Raw genomic sequence first — 593 nt, 5'->3', positions numbered from 1 at the left:
GAAATAAGCCGTCGGAACGGCGGTGAGCGGTATGTGAAGACCTTTGATGGCTTCACCCATCTTCTTACGATGCTGTATGCAGTCATCATGCGCTTCGACTCCCTGCGCGAGATAGAGGCGGCAATGACGGCTGAGGTGCGCAAGCTTCATCACATAGGCATTGACAGGGTTCCTAAGCGCAGTACCCTGTCAGACGCGAACGCCAGACGCTCGGAGAAATTCTTTGAGGACGTGTATCACGACCTTTACGAGTCCAATAAGGACAAACTTTCTTCGGACAGCCGACGCAATGGTACGGAGGAATGGATAAAACGTCTGAGAATCATCGATTCCACCACGATAACCCTGTTCTCTAACGTCATCTTCAAGGGTGTGGGACGGCATCCTAAGACGGGAAAGAAGAAGGGAGGCATAAAAGTGCATTCCGTCATTCATGCAAACGAAGGAGTTCACTGTGACGTGAAGTTCACTTCTGCTGCTACCAACGATTCCTTTATGCTCGCCCCCAGCCATTTCAAGCATGATGAAATCATTGCCCTGGATCGTGCATATATCAACTATGAAAAGTTTGAGGAACTGACCGAGAGGAACGT

At 49.7% G+C, this 593-nt stretch carries 1 protein-coding gene; it reads left to right on the top strand.

Features of this window, described 5'->3' with window-relative positions:
• Nucleotides 1–593 (top strand): DUF4372 domain-containing protein (locus E0E16_RS14170; RefSeq protein WP_255418134.1); only part of this gene is annotated, 593 nt, incomplete at both ends.

The organism is Prevotella rectalis, assembly GCF_900607215.1.
GTDB lineage: Bacteria > Bacteroidota > Bacteroidia > Bacteroidales > Bacteroidaceae > Prevotella > Prevotella brunnea.
Note: the sequence above shows the minus strand (reverse complement) of the source record. Positions and strands in the feature narration are given on the sequence as shown.